Here is a 16,479-nt window from a genome sequence, read left to right on the forward strand (position 1 = left end):
CCCTTTTTCTTTGTCTCAATTTGAAAGGACATGCGCGCTTCAGGCGCTGCGCTTTTGCTGTCTTAGTTCAGGCCTTCGCGGCCGATGGCGTAGAAGCGTTCTCGGCGTTGGAGTTTGAGCTCATGCGGGGTTAGCGCCATCAGCTCTTGTAGCGCTTTATCAATCGCCTTGCCGGCCGATGCGATGGCTTTCTGCGGATTGCGATGCGCGCCGCCAATCGGTTCTTTCACGATCGTATCGACGACTTTCAGTTTCATCAGATCTTTCGCTGTGATCTTCATCGCCTCGGCGGCTTCTTTGGCCTTCGCGGCGTCGCGATAGAGGATCGAAGCGCAGCCCTCAGGTGAGATGACTGAATAGATCGAGTGCTCCATCATCATCACGCGGTTCGCGGCAGCAATCGCAATCGCGCCGCCTGACATGCCTTCGCCAATGATCAATGTGATCATCGGAACCGGTAGAGAAAGACACCGTTCTGTGCCGCGCGCAATGGCTTCGGCTTGGCCGCGCTCTTCCCCAGCTTTACCCGGGAATGCGCCGGACGTATCGGGCATGGTGATGACCGGCAGGTCAAAACGCTCGGCCAAATCCATCAAGCGGACGGCTTTGCGATAGCCTTCGGGGTGGGCCATGCCAAAATTGTGCTTGAGGCGCGCTTCCGTGGTGCGCCCTTTTTCATGGCCGATCACGACAACGGATTGGCCTTTGAAGCGGGCGAGCCCGCCAAGAACGGCTTCGTCATTGCCGAAGACGCGATCACCGGCGAGTTCTTGGAAATCGTCGAACAGACCTTCGACATAATCGCTAAAGTGCGGCCGTTCCGGATGGCGTGCAACTTGGGTTTTGCGCCACGGATTGAGCGAAGAGTAGGTGTCTTTGAGCTGTTTCGCAGCCTTCTCTTTGAGCTTTGCGAGCTCATCATTGATTTGCGGTCCGCCTTCTTGGGCAGCAACCGATTCCAGCTCAGCGATCTTAGTTTCAAGCTCGGCGAGCGGCTTTTCGAAATCGAGATATGTTGTAACCATCTCCGCTAAATAGCGGTGGTTTCGTTGAATCGCTAGCTTTTTCCTGTGCCCGGACTGAAACGTTCGAAGATGAGCATGGGCGTGCCCTTATAGTCCGAACCGACAAAATCGCGGTATCCGAGCTTTTGAGCGACTCGAATAGACGCACCGTGATCCGGTTCGATAATGCAAACGGATCGCCCGGGGTGCATCTCGTCCAGCCAGGCGTGGGTCGCGGTTAGCGCTTCGCTTGCATAGCCTTGTCCCCAAAAACGTTTGGCAAACACCCAGCCCGCTTCGGGATATCCGGAAATATCAGGCGTCATGCCGCGCCGATAATCGGAAAAGCCGGTATCTCCGATAAACGCATCGGTCTTGCGGTCGCGGACGATCCAAGGGCCATAGCCGAGCAAGGCCCAAGACCCGGCATTCCTCATCAGCCTAAGCCAAGCATCTTGTGGATTGCTAATCTCCGCACCCAAAAACTGCACCACATCGGCATCCGCCCACATCTGAGCGAAGTCATCATAGTCTTCTGGCTGTGGTCCGGTAAGTTTCAGCCGCGCGGTCAGAAGCGTGGGTGCGGTCAAGCTTGCGCTTTCATTTGTTCGAGCATTTTCCCCATCGCGGCATGGACGGTTTGGATTGCTTTGAGCGGCCGCACCATGACTTTAAAATCGGTGATTTTGCCGTCCGCGTCCCATTCGATCATATCGATGCCATTGACGTGAATGCCATCCATTTCCGTCTCAAACTCAAGCACGGCTTTGTCGCCGCAATCGAATACGCGCGTATATTGGAACGTGCCATTACCCAGCGTGTTTCCGGCCGCTGAAAGGTACGCAAACGTGATCGCTTTACCTTCTTGCGGGGTGTGGACAACCGGACTGCGGAACACGACATCATCGTGCAGCATCTCCAGCAATTTTCCGCGATCATGTCCGTCCATCATATAGTCGAACCAGGCTTGCAGATTCGGTTGATAGCCGGTGATGGGAACGGCGTGCTGATTGGCCATTTGGACCTCCTCCCTTTTCAAGAAGGGTGAAGGTCCAAACGAATTTTGTCCAGCGCTACCCTAGAGGAATAGCGCCGCAGCGACATCTGGGAAGAAAGCGAAAAAGCCGCCAATACAGAAAGCGGCGACGCTGATCCCCCAGAGGGTCCAGCTGATCCGGCGGAGCCGTGTGCAAGCGCGGGCTCTTACGGGGTCGACTGGGCAGGGCAGGGTGCGAGCGTGCCATTGCCACGCGCCAGAGGCTGCTAGCACCAAGCCAGTAAAACCGAATACCAGCTCTTTATTGGCACCAAACCAGGTGATCCCGGGCACCGCGCCAAGCACGCCAGACCAAACCGCGCCCATGCCAAGCATGACCAGCATGGCCGGAAGGGCGCAGCAAATCAGCGTTGTCGCTGACGTGAAGAGGGCCAGGGTGGCCGGCAAAACGCTGGGCGATTTCACCTCGTCTTGCATGGCGGTCATGCTGTTTCTCTCTCGATCGAGACGAGATCATAGCCCGACTTTTTGACGAGTTCGGCGACACGATCGTCGCTGAGCGTGCCGCCGGCTTCAAGTGTGACATGGATCTCCCCATTGTCGAGATCGACGTGCACGTTCTTTACAGCGTCTTCTTTGCCAAAGACTTTGGTGACGGCGCGGGCGCAGAAGTCGCAGACCATGCCATTCACTTTCGCGGTGATCATGGTGTTCGTCATCGCTGTGGACTGAGCTGGGGCGGTTTCTTCTGCGGCGGCGATTGGGCTTGCGAAGGTAAAAGTTGCGGCAAAGGCCGCGATTGCAATCTGTTTCATCTGTCCTGTTCCTTTCTAAAAGCGGACAATCCAGTTCAGCAGAAACTCTTCGGTCTCGGGCGTATACCCGATTTCGAGCAGCTGAACGTCATAAAAAAAGCGGACCAAAGGGGTCACTGTGTTTGGGGTTTCGGCTTCTGGGTGGTTTTGCACTTCCAGCATCAACCAGGTGTGCAAGTCGCCATAGTCGCCAATATAAGGCGCAACGCCGACCCGGGCCGAGTGCCGCGTGTCTCGCGTATATCCGAGATCATAAGCGCGACCTTCATAAGAGGCGAACCAGCGGCGTGTTTCCCAATCTGCCGCCACGCCGACAAAGCCGGCAAGCTCAGTGTCTGCATCATTGCCAAATGGGTCGGCCTGACCCGCAGCGGCTTTGAAATACAGGTTGGCTTGCGCGCCGGGTTCATTCCACCGTTTGACGAGGCGGTTATATTGCAGCCCCGTAAACTGATAGTCAGCGTCCCAATTGCGCTCAATATAGAGCCCGATTGAGTCCCTGAACGTCGGCGAGTAATGCGCGTGAACAGAGGAAAAATCCCCATTGTTCTGTTGCATCAGTGTCCATCCGCCCGGATAGGAGACCGGTCTCGCTTCAGCTGTCAGAGAGAACGATGCAGCGCCCAGCGCAAGCGTGACGCCTGCATGTAGGATGCGTTTCATTTGAATGTCCTGTGTGAGTTGATCCTTAGGTGAAAAGGATCATGCCCGCGGTGGCGGGGGCTCATATTCCAGGAGAATGGAGTTGGCGTTATCTGGCATCGGGATTGCCCAAAGGGTGACCCCAAAAGCAGGCTGGCCGAGTTCCGGCGCAGAAACGGTCATCGCATTCCCGAGCAAGGCCGCGCAGCAGCACGCTTGGCGTTCATGCTCGGGGGTATGATTGGGGGTCGGCTCTGAGTGGTCTGCTTTGACAGCCATGCCATCATGACAAGGCATGTCCGCATGCATCTCATGCGCTGTTTCTTGCTCCATTTGCATCCGAAGATCGCACGGTTGGGCAACGGCTTCAAAGCCGAGCGCCAGGGCTGCGATAATCCAAAGGCAAGAGGTCAGGGCTCGGATCATGAGCTCAAAATAGGCGAAAGCGCGCGCCTAAACAAGCGATTAGGACGACCGGCTCGCTTTTTCATCCAATCCAGAGATGCCTTGGCGCGCTTTTAAAGCCGCGCTGACCTCATCCAAACTCACGCCCTTGGCGCGCAGTCCAACCAAGATGTGATACAGTAAATCTGCTGCCTCAGCGGCGGCCTCATCTTGTCCTTGCGCAGCGAGGGCGAGGGCAAGTTCGGCACCTTCTTCGGCGATTTTCTTGCCGCAATGGAGCGGGCCTTTTTCAAGCAAGCTCTTGGTATAAGAGCGCTCGCCATCACCGCTCGCACGGGCGTCAATTGTCATCGCGAGATAGCCCAGCATATCCATCAGGCCGTGCGCATTTCCGAGGGGGGCGTTTGACATATTATGCTCCTAAAGCGGGCGAACCGGCGCGCCAGCGGCGTTTAGCGCGGCGCGGGCTTGTTCTAGTGTGACTTCACCAAAATGAAAAATCGACGCTGCGAGCACGGCATTTGCGCCAGCTTCGAGAATGGCCGGGGCGAGGTCTTCCGCTTTGCCCGCGCCGCCACTAGCGATGACCGGGATCGACACGGCATCGGTGATGGCTTTGGTTAGCGGCAGGTCAAAGCCTGATTTGGTGCCATCCTTGTCCATGCTGGTCAGCAGGATTTCGCCCGCACCTTTGCGTTCGGCGAGCTGTGCAAACTCAACCGCGTCAATGCCGGTGGGTTTGCGTCCGCCATGGGTGAAGATTTCCCAATGATCGCCCGTCTTGCGGGCATCAATTGCAACAACAACGCATTGTCGGCCAGCTTTTGCGGCGCAGCGCGAGACGACATCAGGGTCGGCCACCGCGGCAGAATTGATCGCGACTTTATCGGCGCCAGCGCGCAGCAATTGGACCATATTCTCCGCGCTTCGGACGCCGCCGCCAACCGTTAGCGGCATGAAACACTGCTCGGCCGTGGCGCTGACAATGTCGAGCAATGTGCCACGCCCTTCATGGCTGGCCGTGATGTCCAGAAAACAAAGCTCATCTGCGCCTTGCGCATCATAGGCTTTGGCCAGTGCAACCGGGTCGCCCGCATCGCGCAGATCAACAAAATTGACACCCTTCACGGTGCGGCCATCTTTGACATCGAGGCAGGGAATGATGCGGGTCTTAAGCATAGGCGGCGTTTAAGGTCGGATCGCGTGCGGGCGCAAGCTTATTTCTTCGCGTTGGCTTTGCGCTTGGGGGCCTTGGGCCCGAGCGAAGAGATCGTCGCGGGATCGGGTGTTTTGTCTTTGAACTTGCACAAATGGGTGATGGAGCAGGTCCAGCATTTTGGTTTGCGGGCGACACATGTGTAGCGCCCATGCAAGATGAGCCAATGGTGGGCGCCGAGCTTAAACTCATCGGGGGTTGTTCGCTCCAGGCTCGCCTCGACTTGATCGGGATCCTTGCCAGGCGCGAGACCGGTGCGGTTTGAAACCCGAAAAATATGCGTGTCGACCGCGATGGTTGGCTGTCCGAAGGCTTCGTTCAGAACCACATTCGCTGTCTTTCGCCCAACGCCCGGCAAACGGACCAGTTCCTCCCGCGTCTGAGGCACTTCGCCGCCAAACTCATCAATGATCATTTGACTCAGCGCGATGACATTCTTGGCTTTATTGCGCCACAGACCAATCGTCTTCACATGGCTCTCAACGCCTTCAAGCCCGAGCCCGAGCATCTTTTCAGGCGTATCCGCGATTTTGAACAATTCTTTGGTGGCTTTGTTGACCCCAACATCGGTCGCTTGTGCTGACAGAGCAACGGCGACAACCAAAGTATAAGGATTGACGAAGTCGAGTTCGGTTTTCGGGTTTGGGCGATCCTTTGCCAGCTCTGCAAATAGCTCTGCGGCTTTCTCTTTGCCAAATGTTCGCGGGGCGCGTTTGCGTTTCGTCGTAGCCATATCTGCTACCTAGGCCAGCATTGGACAGAAGAAAATCCGATTCTTGCGATACTCAGCCGCACTTGCGGCCAGCGTGATTTTTTGACCTATATTCTCCGACATGGAGACGACCCCGGAAATCATCTATTTCGATGCGACTCTGACGCCCAACAGGTCGCTAAGCCCTCGCGCGTTTACCGTGGTTATGGCGGTCGTAGCGGGGATGAGCTTCATTGCGGGCCTCGCTTTTGTCTCAATGGGCGCGTTTCCGGTGATTGGGTTTTTCGGCCTCGACGCTTTGGCGATATGGCTGGCCTTTCGTTGGAGCTTCCGTAATCTCAAACAAGAAACGCAGGTGCGGGTGACCGCGGATCAGATTGATCTGGTCCATTCAGTGCCAGGAAAACCGCCGCGCTTGGCCAACCTCCCGACAGCGTTTGCGCGGGTCAGTCTCGATTTCCCAGAGCGTCGGCCGAGTGAATTGAAGCTCGCACATGCCGATAAAGCCTGGGTGATTGGCCGGTTTCTAACGCCGGCTGAGCGCAAAAGCCTCAAAGATGCGCTCGAGGTGGCAATTTGGAACGCCCGAAATGAACGCTATCCCGCATAAAAATGAAAAAAATGACGCCTGCGTCATGGTTTTTTTGAAACACCTGTGTTAAGGTGACGCCGACGTCATAATTGCGGCATGCAAGACCGCTTATCCGGAGGCATAGATGGCTGATACGCTGACCAAAATTCCACACAATCTCGAGCGCCCAAAAATCACCGAGCGCGAGCCGCTCTTTGAAGGCTATCTTACGTTCGACGGGGCTCTGCCGGATGTTGAGAACATTTCGCTTGATGAAATGCATCTCGTAGATCCTGAGATCTGGCGCAGAGGGGCGTATTGGGAACTGTTCCGCCGGATGCGCGATGAAGATCCATTGCACTGGACAGAAGATAGTTTCGCGGGCGGGTTCTGGTCCGTCACACGCTACGAAGACATTATGAAAGTCGACATCGACCATAAGCGGTTTTCGTCCAGCTGGGAGCATGGCGGCATCGTCCTCGGTGAGCCGATGGAAGATTTTGAACTTCCGATGTTTATCGCCATGGATGAGCCGAAACACTCTGAGCAGCGCAAAACCGTTCAGCCAGCGGTCGCGCCAAACATGCTCAAAGAGTTTGAGCCATTGATCCGTGCCCGCACAAAGGAAATCCTGGATTCTGTGCCGGTGGGTGAGCCATTTGATTGGGTCGATACGGTATCGATCGAGCTGACCACAATGATGCTGGCCACCCTGTTCGACTTCCCGTTTGAAGATCGCCGCAAACTCACGCGTTGGTCAGATGTCTCTACCAACCGCGAAAACCCGGATATTTGCCCAGGTGGGGAAGAGCAATGGAAAGAGGAACTCATGGAGTGCCTCGGCACGTTCATGGAATTGTTCCAAAAGAAACAAAGCGAGCCCGTGCGGAATGATCTGATCAGCCTGCTTGCGCATGGCGAAAAGACCAAGAACATGACGCCGATGGAACTGCTTGGGAATGTCATCCTGCTCATCGTTGGCGGCAATGACACAACCCGGAACTCAATGACGGCCTCAGTCTATGGCCTCAACAAGTTCCCAGAAGAATATGCCAAGCTGAAGAAGGATCCGTCGCTGATCCCGAACATGGTGTCAGAAGTGATCCGTTGGCAGACCCCGCTCGCCTTCATGCGCCGCACCGCGCTCGAAGATGTCGAGATGCACGGCAAAACGATCAAAAAGGGTGACCAGATTGCGATGTGGTATGTCTCGGGCAACCGCGACGAACGCTTCTGGAAAGAAGACCCTAACCGTCTGATCATTGATCGCGACCAAGCCCGGAATCACTTGTCGTTCGGATTTGGCATCCACCGCTGCGTTGGTAATCGCCTTGGTGAATTGCAGCTGCGTATCTTGTGGGAAGAAATCTTCGAGCGGTTCAGCCATGTCGAAGTGCTCGACGAGCCAAGCCTGACATCAGGCGCGTTTGTGAAGGGCTACACGTGGATGCCCGTCATCTGTCACCCGAAATAAGAGGCAAATATCGCAGCCCTCTTCCGACGCGAAGTCGCAGGACGAGGGCGGCAACCGTCTCTAATCGTCGTCAGACTCAATTAGGCCCGATAAGAAGCGGCGCCCGCCATCCAGGGTGATCGCTTCACCGGTTATAATCGCGCTATTTGGGCTGGCGAGGAAAGTTGCGGTCTCGGCGATCTCCTCCGCCAGGGAAGGCCGTCCCATGGGCGTGCGTTCCTGAAGCCAAGGCTCTCGCCCTTCGGCTCTCGGCCTCAAGGCAATCACCGCATTGACCCGCACCGCCTCTGGCGCAAGCTCAATCGCGGCGGCTTTAATGATGCCCATAATCGCGTGCTGAGAGACGCTTTCACTGAACCAGCCTGGTTGCGCCATACTCGCGCCTAAGGAGAGTATGAATGTAAAAGTTCCCGTTTGGCGTGTGCGATCGGCGGCATTTTCCGCTTCAGGGCGCTCCGCGATCAACTCAGGAGTAAACACGCGCAGCGTCTGAACGGCGCCACGAGCAGTTTTCATCAACACGGTTTCGAAGTCTTCCATGTCGAGATCCATCAAACGATCCGGCTCGGGCAGAGGCGGAATACAGACGACATTGTCGACAAAGCTATAGCTCTCTAGCGCCGCGGCCATGGCATTGCGCAGACCGAGTTTGGTATGGGTTGCGCCATGATGATACGCGATTTTGTCGCCAGCGGTTTTCTTAAGCTCGTCGAGCAGGCGCGCATCAGGATCAACCGCCAGGACAGCGTGACCTTCATCCAGAAAGCGGCGTGCAACCGCGTCCCCGACCGTTTGGCCGAGTCCGATAATCAGGGTGACGGGTTTGTCCATTTTGGCGCTCCTGCCTGCTCTAATGTGGTGCAGGCGGAGCCGCTCAAATGATTGGAACGCGCCTAACTTGCGCGGAGTATACCAATCTCTTCTTTAAGCCTAAGTTTCTGTCGTTTGAGATCTCTGAGCACTATGTCGTTTCTTGCCGGTCGTTTTTGTTCTTCGTCGATCTTTTCGTCGATTTGTGCGTGACGTTTTGAGAGTTCTTCGATCCGACCTTGCAGGGACATAGGCACACTCCTTCTTGCTGAAATGATCTCTGTGTCTTTATGGCAACAGATAACCATAGGTTGAGAAGGGAGTCACGTGGGGTGCTCAAAGAATCCTTGATTTGAAAAATTGTTGCGTTCGAAGGCTTCAGCGCGACCGTTTTTTGTCGTTTTTTCGGCGAAACATAGTTTCATCTGCCTCGGCGATCAGGCTGGCGGCATCGCGACCTGGCTGCCAAAGCACGGTGCCACATGAGGCGCCCAAATGAACGGCCCCGAGCGATTCGTTCTCGGCATCCCGAACCACCAGCGCGCTAATAATCGATTCCAGCCGCGCCGCTTTTGATCGCCCATCGGCGAGGTCGGCGTGGGTCAGGGCGATGCCAAACTCATCGCCGCCAAGTCGGCCGACAATATCGCTCTGGCGGACATGTTCGACCAGGGTTTCCGCGACGTGCTGAATCACCCGGTCGCCGGTGGCGTGACCAAACCGATCATTGATCTGTTTAAACCGGTCGAGATCAATGAAAATCAAGCAAAGCGGCGTGCCATAGCGTTCGGAAAGAGAAATTTCGCGGGTCAGCTCGCGCTCAAAGGCGCGGCGGTTGAAGATCGGGCACAGCGTATCGCGATCAGCCAAATGTGCGGCGGTTTCGAGTTCGCGTTTGAGATGTTCACGATCCTCTCGCAAACCGAGGACTTCTCCGGCCAATGCCTCGATAGCCGCTTGGGCCTCCCGCGGCAGCGCATCCATATCGATGCCTAAGGCAGCCACCAGCCTCTGCCGCGCCGATCTTCGGGCGTTGAACCGCTCTTGTTCTGTCTCGGGACGCGACGACTCAATCATTTTCAAAGCTTATGCGATACGCGCTGCAAAGCCCAGGGCATGAACAGTTGACGCGGCAAGCAGCATTTCTATGTTGCGCGCTTTGAAACGGGGGATTCGATGGCCCTTACCTCGAATAGTGATGCGCCGGTTGTTGGCGTGATCATGGGCAGCCAGTCCGATTGGCCTATCATGGAAAAAGCGTGCGAGTTGTTAGATCAGCTGGGCGTTGCGTTCGAAGCGCGGATTGTTTCGGCGCATCGCACACCGCAACGGCTCTACGATTATGCCGGTGCTGCCAAAGGCCGAGGTCTCAAAGTTATCATTGCGGGCGCCGGCGGCGCGGCCCATTTGCCCGGCATGGCGGCATCAATGACGCCGTTGCCAGTTTTGGGCGTGCCGGTTCAATCTCGCGCCCTGAGCGGAATCGACAGTTTGCTCTCAATCGCTCAAATGCCAAAAGGCGTACCGGTCGGGACGCTTGCCATCGGAGAAGCAGGGGCAGCGAATGCCGGTTTGCTCGCAGCCTCCATCATCGCGCTGGAAAACGCAGATGTCGCGGCAAAATTGGACGCCTTCCGCGCCAAGCAAACGGACGCCGTGCAGGAGATTCCGGAAGGATGACCGCGCTGCAAGCCGGTGCCACGATCGGAATCTTGGGCGGCGGCCAGCTCGGCCGCATGCTTGGCTCCGCCGCTGCAGCGCTCGGCTTCGATATCTCGATCTATTGCCCGGAAGAAGATTGCCCGGCAGCGCGGGTCGCAGCGCGTCACACGATTGGCTCATATACCGACACAGAAAGCTTGCTCGCTTGGGCGAGTACATGTGACGCGATCACCTATGAGTTTGAGAATGTTCCAGTCGAAGCGGCAGAAGCTTTGATCGCGGCGGGGAATCTGGTCCGGCCTGGCGCCCGCCCTTTGCAAGTGTCTCAAGACCGGATCGTTGAAAAAACCTATCTACGAGACTGCGGCATCCAAACTGCTGAGTTTGCTCAAATCGACCATTCTGACGATGTCGCTGGACCGATTCAGCGGTTTGGCGGCCAGGGCATCCTCAAGACTCGGCGCGATGGTTATGATGGCAAAGGCCAGGCCCGCTTAGCCCAAGGCGATGATTATGAGGCGGCGCATAAGGCTCTGAATCATGCCCCATGTATTCTTGAAGCCATGGTGCCGTTTGAGCGCGAGGTTTCGGTGATCATTGCCCGTGATCGCGCCGGTGAGTCCGTGTGCTTTGATATGCCGCGCAATGAGCACATTAATGGGATCCTCAAGCGCTCTGTGGTGCCTAGCGATTTGCCTGACGAGGTTGCAAAACGCGCCGGGGAAGCCGCCAAAGCACTTGCCGATGCGCTCGATTATGTTGGCGTCTTGGCGCTCGAGTTTTTCGTGTTGCCGGACGGGACTCTGCTCGCAAATGAGTTTGCGCCGCGGGTGCACAATTCCGGGCATTGGACCCCAGAAGCCTGCGCGACGGGCCAGTTCGAGCAACACATTCGCGCTGTCGCGGGATGGCCGCTCGGGCCAGTGACCCGGTATCATGATGTTGAGATGCTCAATCTCTTAGGTGAAGAGGCTTTGGTGCCGCCGGAAGTCTTAGCAGCGGATGGCGTGCTGACCCTGTATGGCAAGCGAAACGCCAAGCCCGGTCGCAAAATGGGGCATTTGGTTAGACGGCGCTCTTAAACACTAAGCGCCGATAACCCATAAAGGACAGCAGAGTGACGCTGCCTATCGCAATCACAATCGCGATTAGCGGCGACAAAGCCGGGAAGCTGAACACCAGTCCGGCATAGATCATATAGTTCAGGACAGCGGCAATAATTGCGACGGTAAAATAGCGGATGCCTTCTGTCGCTTGGTTGGAGCCGCTGGCTGAGAATGTGAGCGCGCGATTGAGGCGCCAGGTAACCATCATCGCCAGCGCAATGGCAAAGATGCGCGCGGTATAAGGGTCAATTCCGCGATGAATGAGCGACAGAGTCACACAAGAATCGACAATAAAGCCAAGGCCGCCGACCACGGCAAAGCGTCCAAATTGTGTAAGCGAGCGCTGGCCCATGCCGGTCGTCTTTCACCATATCCAAGCCCATGGGATAAGGGTTCCATGCTTAAGAGCAGGTTTGAAACCGAGCCGAAATTACTAATATCGCTTTTACGATTGAGGCGTTCTTGGTGTCCACAACACCACCGCCACGTTGACCCCGAAACCGCTTTGCGGCAAAGGAGGCCATGACAAAACTAGAAACTCCCAAAAAAATCATAGACGAGCTGGAAAAGCTCTACTCCCAAGCTGTTGATGCGCTCTGCACGGCGCTACAGGACTATCTTCACGAGAATAAAACACCAGATCCGGAGGCCCGCGCGAACGGCGTGTTCTGCTATCCCGAACTGATTATTCGCTACAATCCGGACGGTCCGCCGCCACCAATTTCGCGCGCGTTTGGCAAAATGTCAGAACCGGGAACCTATTCCACCACGGTCACGCAGCCAGATTTTTATCGCCACTATCTCACCGAACAATTGGTCCCTCTGATGCGCGACTATGATGTCGAAGTTGAAGTGCAACGCTCTTCGGCTGAAATCCCTTATGCTTATGTCTGGGATCAGGGCCAAGCCAGCGGCCTCGACGAAATTAATCCCGCCGAACTCGCCAAATGGTTCCCAGCGCCTCAGCTGAGCGATATTGGTGATGAGATTGCCGATGGCGAGCTGTTTGAGCCTTATGCACATCGCCCGCTCGCTTTGTTTGACGCGCCGCGGACAGATTTCTCGCTCAAACGCCTCGCGCACTATACCGGAACGCCGGTGAAGCATTTCCAGCGCTATTTATTGTTCACCAATTACCACCGCTATGTCGACGCTTTTGTTGATTGGGGGTTGGAACAATTGAAGGCCGGTGGGCGCTATAAAACGCTTTCCGTGGCTGGCGGCATTGTCGTCGACAAAGACACTGAAAATGCGCGCGAGCTGATCGACAATGCGCCTTGGCGGCGGTTTCAGATGCCTGCTTATCATCTCACCGCCGAGGACGGTTCCGGGATCACGCTGGTGAATATCGGCGTCGGGCCATCAAACGCCAAGACAATCACCGACCACCTCGCCGTGCTGCGGCCAGAATGCTGGATCATGGTTGGCCATTGCGGCGGCCTACGCCACAGCCAGGCGATTGGCGATTATGTGCTCGCCCACGCCTATTTGCGCGATGATCACGTATTGGATGAAGTCTTGTCGCCCGACATCCCGATCCCGCCAATCGCCGAAGTTCAGGTGGCCTTGCAAGAAGCCTCCGCGGACGTCACGGGCGAAACCGGCGATGCGCTCAAAAAACGGCTTCGCACCGGCACTGTTGTGACCACGGATGATCGCAATTGGGAGCTGCGCTTTAGTGACAGCGCCCGGCGGTTTAACCAGTCGCGAGCGATTGCGATCGATATGGAAAGCGCCACGATCGCCGCCAACGGCTTCCGTTTGCGGGTGCCCTATGGCGTCTTGCTTTGTGTCTCGGACAAACCGCTGCATGGCGAGATCAAATTGCCCGGCGCGGCCAATAAATTCTATGAAAAGTCGATTGGTCAGCATTTACAAATCGGCGTCGCGACCCTGGAGAAATTGGCGAGTGGCGATGCCAAGCTTCACAGCCGGAAACTCCGCGCGTTCGACGAACCGCCATTCCGCTAGGAGCCACCATGCAAGACCGCGTAAAATCCTTTGAGAATATTCGAAACTTCCGTGATTTTGGCGGCTATGAGGGCGCGGGTGGACGCAAAGTTCGCGCTGGCGTCTTGTTTCGTTCCGCGCATTTTGGTGAGGCCAGTGAAGCCGATCTGACGGCGCTGGCGGACTATAATATCAAAGTCCAAGCCGATCTGCGCCGGCCCGATGAACGCGAACGTCATGGCCATCGCTGGCCCGTTCAGGGCGTTCAGGTGCTCTCCAGCGACAAAGGCAGCGCAACCCAAGCGCCGCATGTTCGGTTTCTGTCGGAAGTCTCCGTTGATGCCCCGAAAGCGCATGGCTGGATGGTCGATTATTATCGCGCTGCGCCTTTCAAAGAGCAGCATATCGAAACCTTCTCAGCTTGGTTTAAATCCATCGCAGAATTGGCGCCGGGTGAGGCAGGTGTGGTCAATTGCGCCGCCGGGAAAGACCGGACCGGAATTCTCTGCGCGCTGACCCATCATGTGCTGGGCGTCGACCGTGAGGCGATCTTCGCAGATTACGAACTAACTAATAGCGCTGCCAATGTCGCCGTACGCTTGCCGGAAATGGCGCGTCTGTTCAACGAGCATATCGGCAAAGACTATGAAGACAGCGTCTATCACCCCTTTGTCGGGGTTGATGCGGAATTCCTAGAAGCCGCGCTCGATAGCGTCATTGCTCAATCAGGCAGCGTGGACACTTATTTGCAGGAAACGCTCGGCATCGGGGACGCGGAGCGCGATCGTCTCCGGAGCGCCTATTTGACGTAGCCACTGAGCCGATCAAACTTTTCGTGAGGCCCTTGTTTTGACGACGTGTTCGGGCGTATCGGAGGGCATGACTGATACTGTTCGCTTGTGTGCCGTCCAGGCCGCGCCCGCTCTTTTCGATAAACAAGCCAGCCTCGATATCGCCGTCAATTGGATCGATCAAGCGGCCAAGCAACACCCAGATGTTATCGCGTTTGGGGAAGCTTGGTTGCCCGGCTATCCGTTTTTTATCGATAGCCCGCTGTCTGATATCTGGTGGCAGGCGGCCAGCGAGCTGTTGAAAAATGGCGTCCGCTTGGATGGACCGGAAGTCGAAACCCTTTGCAAAGCGGCCAAGCGCGCGAAGTCGGATCTCGTGATCGGAGTGAATGAGCTCGATCCGCAAACCGAGGCGACGCTTTACTGCACGATGCTGACGATTGGCCGGGATGGCACAATTCTAAACCGCCACCGCAAACTGAAACCAACCCACCATGAGCGCTCGGTTTGGGGCGATGGTGACGCGAAAGGCCTAAAGCCCGTTCAGCGCGATTGGGGCCGGCTGTCCTCGCTGAATTGCTGGGAGCACAATGCCGTGCTGCCTGCTTATGCTTTGATGGCGCAGGGTGTCGACGTTCATGTTGCTGCTTGGCCTGGTAGAGAGCCCGAGGAGGCGCCGAGCCAACCGGTCTGGGCGCGACAATTACTGCTCAGTCGCGCCTTTGCGAGCCAGGCAGGGGCTTGGGTGATTTGTTCAGCAGGTCTTCGTATGAAGGCGCACGTGCCGGATCGTTTCCAGCCGCTTTATGAGTTCGACCATAATGGAGGGTCGGCGATAATCGATCCGCGCGGCGAAGTGGTCGAAGGGATCCTATCGAACGAAGAGGGAATACTCGTCGCAGATGCTGACCTGTCTTTGGCTCGCGCCTGCAAAGTCGCGAGCGATCCAGCCGGGCATTATTCCCGGCCAGATCTGTTTCGCTTAGAAGTGGATGGCCAGGAGATCTATCCCGGCGATCGCGGTTAGCTGTCGCTGAGCTGTTTTGCGAGTTTGTTCGCGAACCGGCGAGAGGCGCGATTGGCATCGGTCCAGGTCGCGGATCCGACAACGTCGCGAATATTATTCTCGAACCACTCATACTCTTGGGTCGCGAGCACATTTCCGTCCGCATCGTAAGCGGTACCAACCAGTTCCATTCCGCCAATCGAAATTGACCGGAAAGCGTCTAAACCAGGTTCGTTAGAGAGCTGCTCGAAGGTAGGCCGGTTGGGTTTCGCGTCAACGATTTCGACATCGACCTTGGCAGGATCAACCCCGGCTTTTTCGAATGCCTTCTCGAGGTCTTGAAGAATATCTTCGGTGAGCTTCTCGCCTTCGCGTTCGCCGTAATTGTCAGCGAGTTCTTCGGCAAAGTCTTCACTGTAGGTGACTGCGATTTCAGTCGCTGCCGCGGTCTGCAAAATCGCCAGAGTGCCGATGGCTGCAAAGAAGGTTTTCATGGGCGTCGTCTCCTTTTCGTGGTCAAAACTGAATAGAATATAGGGCAAAACTCCTCTCTATTCCAATCACGGCCTTGCGAGGGATAGATTAAATCGTGTCCACAAATACGATTTCGGCGTCTTCTAAGCCTTTTAGAGTGAGTGTAGATGCGCCCGTAATCGCCGCGCCATCGCGGGCGTGCAGAACTTCGCCATTCAGTTCGATCGACCCGGCGGCTAAGACCAAATAGCCATACCGCCCGGCTTTGACACTATAATCGAGCTGCTCTCCGGCTTTCAGTGTGGCGCCGAGGACAGCGGCGTCTTGGCGAATTGGCAACGCGCCAGCTTCACCCCGTCCGCTGGCGAGGGTGGCCCATTCTCCGGACCGGTCGGCTTTAGGAAACGCTTTGGCGCCCCAATCAGGATCACCGCCTGTGTTTGCGGGTTCGATCCAAAGCTGAAAGAGCGTGGTGTCTTCGCCTTCAGCGTTCCACTCTGAATGTTGGACTCCGCGCCCAGCGCTCATGACTTGCACATCGCCAGCCTCGGTGCGGCCTTTATTGCCCATCGAGTCCTGGTGGGTGATCGCGCCAGTTCGGACATAAGTGATGATTTCCATGTCGCGATGTCCATGCGGCGGGAACCCCGTCTGCGGTAGGATCGTATCATCGTTCCAAACCCGCAGTTTACCGTGCCCCATGCGATCGGGGTCGTGATAGTGAGAGAAGGAAAAATGATAATGGGCGTTCAGCCATTCATTTTGAAATGTTCCAAGATCGGAAAAGCGTCTGATCTCAATCATGACAGTCTCCTTTGTGCTGCGATGTCGACAAAGTGGCATC

23 protein-coding genes are annotated in these 16,479 nt (G+C 56.2%); 7 read left to right on the forward strand and 16 right to left on the reverse strand.

Going from position 1 to position 16,479, the window contains the following annotated elements; genetic code table 11:
- Nucleotides 1-62: 62 nt before the first annotated feature.
- From MY069_RS10320 to nth, 10 genes are read right to left on the reverse strand one after another with little or no spacing between them, the layout of a single operon-like run.
- A complete protein-coding gene (locus MY069_RS10320) occupies nt 63-1,025 on the reverse strand; it encodes an acetyl-CoA carboxylase carboxyltransferase subunit alpha (RefSeq protein WP_482793699.1) in 963 nt (320 codons plus the stop codon).
- Nucleotides 1,026-1,057: 32 nt separating this feature from the next.
- Nucleotides 1,058-1,594, reverse strand: coding sequence for a GNAT family N-acetyltransferase (locus MY069_RS10325; RefSeq protein ID WP_482793700.1), 537 nt, complete (start codon nt 1,592-1,594; stop codon nt 1,058-1,060).
- Entirely contained in the window at nt 1,591-2,022 is a 432-nt protein-coding gene (locus tag MY069_RS10330; RefSeq protein WP_482793701.1) for a nuclear transport factor 2 family protein, read from the reverse strand. The genes MY069_RS10325 and MY069_RS10330 overlap by 4 nt, the downstream gene beginning before the upstream one ends.
- Nucleotides 2,023-2,082: 60 nt before the next feature.
- On the reverse strand, nt 2,083-2,487 hold the full coding sequence (locus MY069_RS10335) for a hypothetical protein (RefSeq protein ID WP_482793702.1): 405 nt from the start codon (nt 2,485-2,487) through the stop codon (nt 2,083-2,085).
- A complete protein-coding gene (locus MY069_RS10340; RefSeq protein ID WP_482793703.1) occupies nt 2,484-2,816 on the reverse strand; it encodes a heavy-metal-associated domain-containing protein in 333 nt (110 codons plus the stop codon). The genes MY069_RS10335 and MY069_RS10340 overlap by 4 nt, the downstream gene beginning before the upstream one ends.
- A gap of 15 nt (nt 2,817-2,831) precedes the next feature.
- Nucleotides 2,832-3,479: a hypothetical protein gene (locus MY069_RS10345; protein WP_482793704.1), complete on the reverse strand. Its 648-nt coding sequence runs from the start codon at nt 3,477-3,479 to the stop codon at nt 2,832-2,834.
- A 39-nt stretch (nt 3,480-3,518) separates the two neighbouring features.
- Entirely contained in the window at nt 3,519-3,884 is a 366-nt protein-coding gene (locus tag MY069_RS10350) for a hypothetical protein (protein WP_482793705.1), read from the reverse strand.
- Between the two features lie 39 nt (nt 3,885-3,923).
- The gene (gene hisE, locus MY069_RS10355) at nt 3,924-4,274 is read right to left on the reverse strand and encodes a phosphoribosyl-ATP diphosphatase (RefSeq protein WP_482793706.1); all 351 of its coding nucleotides are present in this window, start codon (nt 4,272-4,274) and stop codon (nt 3,924-3,926) included.
- A 9-nt stretch (nt 4,275-4,283) separates the two neighbouring features.
- A complete protein-coding gene (hisF, locus tag MY069_RS10360; RefSeq protein ID WP_482793707.1) occupies nt 4,284-5,042 on the reverse strand; it encodes an imidazole glycerol phosphate synthase subunit HisF in 759 nt (252 codons plus the stop codon).
- Between the two features lie 38 nt (nt 5,043-5,080).
- Nucleotides 5,081-5,812: an endonuclease III gene (nth, locus tag MY069_RS10365; protein ID WP_482793708.1), complete on the reverse strand. Its 732-nt coding sequence runs from the start codon at nt 5,810-5,812 to the stop codon at nt 5,081-5,083.
- Between the two features lie 100 nt (nt 5,813-5,912).
- On the opposite strand from nth, the gene MY069_RS10370 reads away from it, so the two are divergent.
- Nucleotides 5,913-6,401 carry a DUF2244 domain-containing protein gene (locus MY069_RS10370; protein WP_482793709.1) on the forward strand — a complete coding sequence of 163 codons (489 nt, stop codon included), beginning with the start codon at nt 5,913-5,915 and terminating at the stop codon, nt 6,399-6,401.
- Nucleotides 6,402-6,507: 106 nt separating this feature from the next.
- Nucleotides 6,508-7,836 carry a cytochrome P450 gene (locus tag MY069_RS10375; RefSeq protein ID WP_482793710.1) on the forward strand — a complete coding sequence of 443 codons (1,329 nt, stop codon included), beginning with the start codon at nt 6,508-6,510 and terminating at the stop codon, nt 7,834-7,836.
- 60 nt (nt 7,837-7,896) lie between these two features.
- Here the strand turns inward: MY069_RS10375 and MY069_RS10380 are convergent, their stop codons facing one another.
- The 3 genes from MY069_RS10380 to MY069_RS10390 all read right to left on the reverse strand — a co-directional run bounded on the left by MY069_RS10380 (nt 7,897) and on the right by MY069_RS10390 (nt 9,723).
- Nucleotides 7,897-8,667 carry an SDR family NAD(P)-dependent oxidoreductase gene (locus MY069_RS10380; protein WP_482793711.1) on the reverse strand — a complete coding sequence of 257 codons (771 nt, stop codon included), beginning with the start codon at nt 8,665-8,667 and terminating at the stop codon, nt 7,897-7,899.
- A gap of 62 nt (nt 8,668-8,729) precedes the next feature.
- Entirely contained in the window at nt 8,730-8,954 is a 225-nt protein-coding gene (locus MY069_RS10385) for a YdcH family protein (RefSeq protein WP_482793712.1), read from the reverse strand.
- Nucleotides 8,955-9,024: 70 nt separating this feature from the next.
- Nucleotides 9,025-9,723, reverse strand: coding sequence for a GGDEF domain-containing protein (locus MY069_RS10390; protein WP_482793713.1), 699 nt, complete (start codon nt 9,721-9,723; stop codon nt 9,025-9,027).
- A 99-nt stretch (nt 9,724-9,822) separates the two neighbouring features.
- Here MY069_RS10390 and purE point away from each other — a divergent pair, with 99 nt between their 5' ends.
- The gene (purE, locus tag MY069_RS10395; RefSeq protein ID WP_482793714.1) at nt 9,823-10,326 is read left to right on the forward strand and encodes a 5-(carboxyamino)imidazole ribonucleotide mutase; all 504 of its coding nucleotides are present in this window, start codon (nt 9,823-9,825) and stop codon (nt 10,324-10,326) included.
- On the forward strand, nt 10,323-11,390 hold the full coding sequence (locus MY069_RS10400) for a 5-(carboxyamino)imidazole ribonucleotide synthase (protein WP_482793715.1): 1,068 nt from the start codon (nt 10,323-10,325) through the stop codon (nt 11,388-11,390). The genes purE and MY069_RS10400 overlap by 4 nt, the downstream gene beginning before the upstream one ends.
- Here MY069_RS10400 and MY069_RS10405 read toward each other — a convergent pair.
- The gene (locus MY069_RS10405; protein ID WP_482793716.1) at nt 11,374-11,766 is read right to left on the reverse strand and encodes a GtrA family protein; all 393 of its coding nucleotides are present in this window, start codon (nt 11,764-11,766) and stop codon (nt 11,374-11,376) included. The two genes, MY069_RS10400 and MY069_RS10405, sit on opposite strands and share 17 nt — an antisense overlap.
- Before the next feature lie 170 nt (nt 11,767-11,936).
- On the opposite strand from MY069_RS10405, the gene MY069_RS10410 reads away from it, so the two are divergent.
- The 3 genes from MY069_RS10410 to MY069_RS10420 all read left to right on the forward strand — a co-directional run bounded on the left by MY069_RS10410 (nt 11,937) and on the right by MY069_RS10420 (nt 15,182).
- A complete protein-coding gene (locus tag MY069_RS10410) occupies nt 11,937-13,385 on the forward strand; it encodes an AMP nucleosidase (RefSeq protein ID WP_482793717.1) in 1,449 nt (482 codons plus the stop codon).
- An 8-nt stretch (nt 13,386-13,393) separates the two neighbouring features.
- Nucleotides 13,394-14,176: a tyrosine-protein phosphatase gene (locus MY069_RS10415; protein WP_482793718.1), complete on the forward strand. Its 783-nt coding sequence runs from the start codon at nt 13,394-13,396 to the stop codon at nt 14,174-14,176.
- 67 nt (nt 14,177-14,243) lie between these two features.
- The gene (locus tag MY069_RS10420; RefSeq protein WP_482793719.1) at nt 14,244-15,182 is read left to right on the forward strand and encodes a carbon-nitrogen hydrolase family protein; all 939 of its coding nucleotides are present in this window, start codon (nt 14,244-14,246) and stop codon (nt 15,180-15,182) included.
- Here the strand turns inward: MY069_RS10420 and MY069_RS10425 are convergent.
- Nucleotides 15,179-15,655 (reverse strand): hypothetical protein, encoded by a 477-nt coding sequence (locus MY069_RS10425; protein WP_482793720.1) that lies wholly within the window; start codon nt 15,653-15,655, stop codon nt 15,179-15,181. The genes MY069_RS10420 and MY069_RS10425 overlap by 4 nt on opposite strands.
- 88 nt (nt 15,656-15,743) lie before the next feature.
- Nucleotides 15,744-16,439 (reverse strand): pirin family protein, encoded by a 696-nt coding sequence (locus tag MY069_RS10430; protein ID WP_482793721.1) that lies wholly within the window; start codon nt 16,437-16,439, stop codon nt 15,744-15,746.
- Nucleotides 16,440-16,479: the final 40 nt, after the last annotated feature.

The sequence above is a fragment of the Hyphomonas sp. ske169 genome (assembly GCF_056850855.1).

Excerpts from the sequence above, each read along its gene's own strand:
- MY069_RS10430 (WP_482793721.1), bottom strand. The coding sequence starts at position 16,439 with ATGATTGAGATCAGACGCTTTTCCGATCTTGGAACATTTCAAAATGAA.
- nth (WP_482793708.1), bottom strand. The coding sequence starts at position 5,812 with ATGGCTACGACGAAACGCAAACGCGCCCCGCGAACATTTGGCAAAGAG.
- purE (WP_482793714.1), top strand. The coding sequence starts at position 9,823 with ATGGCCCTTACCTCGAATAGTGATGCGCCGGTTGTTGGCGTGATCATG.
- hisE (WP_482793706.1), bottom strand. The coding sequence starts at position 4,274 with ATGTCAAACGCCCCCCTCGGAAATGCGCACGGCCTGATGGATATGCTG.
- hisF (WP_482793707.1), bottom strand. The coding sequence starts at position 5,042 with ATGCTTAAGACCCGCATCATTCCCTGCCTCGATGTCAAAGATGGCCGC.
- MY069_RS10340 (WP_482793703.1), bottom strand. The coding sequence starts at position 2,816 with ATGAAACAGATTGCAATCGCGGCCTTTGCCGCAACTTTTACCTTCGCA.
- MY069_RS10370 (WP_482793709.1), top strand. The coding sequence starts at position 5,913 with ATGGAGACGACCCCGGAAATCATCTATTTCGATGCGACTCTGACGCCC.
- MY069_RS10345 (WP_482793704.1), bottom strand. The coding sequence starts at position 3,479 with ATGAAACGCATCCTACATGCAGGCGTCACGCTTGCGCTGGGCGCTGCA.
- MY069_RS10375 (WP_482793710.1), top strand. The coding sequence starts at position 6,508 with ATGGCTGATACGCTGACCAAAATTCCACACAATCTCGAGCGCCCAAAA.
- MY069_RS10410 (WP_482793717.1), top strand. The coding sequence starts at position 11,937 with ATGACAAAACTAGAAACTCCCAAAAAAATCATAGACGAGCTGGAAAAG.
- MY069_RS10320 (WP_482793699.1), bottom strand. The coding sequence starts at position 1,025 with ATGGTTACAACATATCTCGATTTCGAAAAGCCGCTCGCCGAGCTTGAA.
- MY069_RS10350 (WP_482793705.1), bottom strand. The coding sequence starts at position 3,884 with ATGATCCGAGCCCTGACCTCTTGCCTTTGGATTATCGCAGCCCTGGCG.
- MY069_RS10405 (WP_482793716.1), bottom strand. The coding sequence starts at position 11,766 with ATGGGCCAGCGCTCGCTTACACAATTTGGACGCTTTGCCGTGGTCGGC.
- MY069_RS10390 (WP_482793713.1), bottom strand. The coding sequence starts at position 9,723 with ATGATTGAGTCGTCGCGTCCCGAGACAGAACAAGAGCGGTTCAACGCC.
- MY069_RS10335 (WP_482793702.1), bottom strand. The coding sequence starts at position 2,487 with ATGACCGCCATGCAAGACGAGGTGAAATCGCCCAGCGTTTTGCCGGCC.
- MY069_RS10415 (WP_482793718.1), top strand. The coding sequence starts at position 13,394 with ATGCAAGACCGCGTAAAATCCTTTGAGAATATTCGAAACTTCCGTGAT.
- MY069_RS10420 (WP_482793719.1), top strand. The coding sequence starts at position 14,244 with ATGACTGATACTGTTCGCTTGTGTGCCGTCCAGGCCGCGCCCGCTCTT.
- MY069_RS10400 (WP_482793715.1), top strand. The coding sequence starts at position 10,323 with ATGACCGCGCTGCAAGCCGGTGCCACGATCGGAATCTTGGGCGGCGGC.
- MY069_RS10380 (WP_482793711.1), bottom strand. The coding sequence starts at position 8,667 with ATGGACAAACCCGTCACCCTGATTATCGGACTCGGCCAAACGGTCGGG.
- MY069_RS10425 (WP_482793720.1), bottom strand. The coding sequence starts at position 15,655 with ATGAAAACCTTCTTTGCAGCCATCGGCACTCTGGCGATTTTGCAGACC.
- MY069_RS10385 (WP_482793712.1), bottom strand. The coding sequence starts at position 8,954 with ATGGTTATCTGTTGCCATAAAGACACAGAGATCATTTCAGCAAGAAGG.
- MY069_RS10330 (WP_482793701.1), bottom strand. The coding sequence starts at position 2,022 with ATGGCCAATCAGCACGCCGTTCCCATCACCGGCTATCAACCGAATCTG.